This is a genomic window from Mesorhizobium sp. M7A.F.Ca.CA.002.15.2.1 (genome assembly GCF_003998715.1).
Classification (GTDB): Bacteria; Pseudomonadota; Alphaproteobacteria; order Rhizobiales; family Rhizobiaceae; genus Mesorhizobium; species Mesorhizobium ciceri.
The window spans coordinates 1-558 of the sequence record NZ_RZPI01001228.1 but is presented as its reverse complement, the minus strand read 5'-3'; the positions used below and the strand labels follow the sequence as shown (position 1 = coordinate 558).

Genomic DNA, 558 nt, shown 5'->3' with positions numbered 1-558 from the left:
GGTCAGCCCCATCTCCGCGGCAAGCTCCTCCAGCAGGGTGAGGATCTGCGCCTGCGTCGAGACGTCGAGGCCCGAGACGATCTCGTCGGCCAGCACGAATTTCGGCGACAGCGCCAGCGCGCGCGCAATGCCGACGCGCTGGCGCTGGCCGCCCGACAGTTCGTGCCGATAGCGGCTGGCGAAACTTTGCGGCAGGCCGACACGCTGCAGCGCCTCGGCGACGCGCGCCTTCAGGTTGTCGCCAAGACCATTCTGCTTCAAAGGCGCGGCGATAATGCTGGTAATGGTGCAGCGCGGGTTGAGCGACGACATCGGATCTTGAAAAATCATCTGCAGATTGCGCCGCAGCGGCCGCAGCTCCGCTTCCGGCAGATTGGTGATGTCGCGGCCGTCGAAGCGGATGCTGCCGGCGCTTGGCTCCAGCAGGCGCACCAAAGCGCGGCCGAGCGTCGACTTGCCCGAACCGGATTCGCCGACAATGCCGGTCACCGAGCCCCGCGGCAGGTCGAAGTCCAGGCCCTTCAGGATTTCGGCCAATGGCGCGCGGCCGATCAGTGG

The 558-nt window shown here is 66.8% G+C and carries 1 protein-coding gene; it reads right to left on the bottom strand.

What is annotated here, in order from left to right; all coding sequences use genetic code 11:
- On the bottom strand, positions 1-558 hold a 558-nt coding region (locus ENZ74_RS33805; RefSeq protein WP_164761506.1), incomplete at both ends, for a dipeptide/oligopeptide/nickel ABC transporter ATP-binding protein.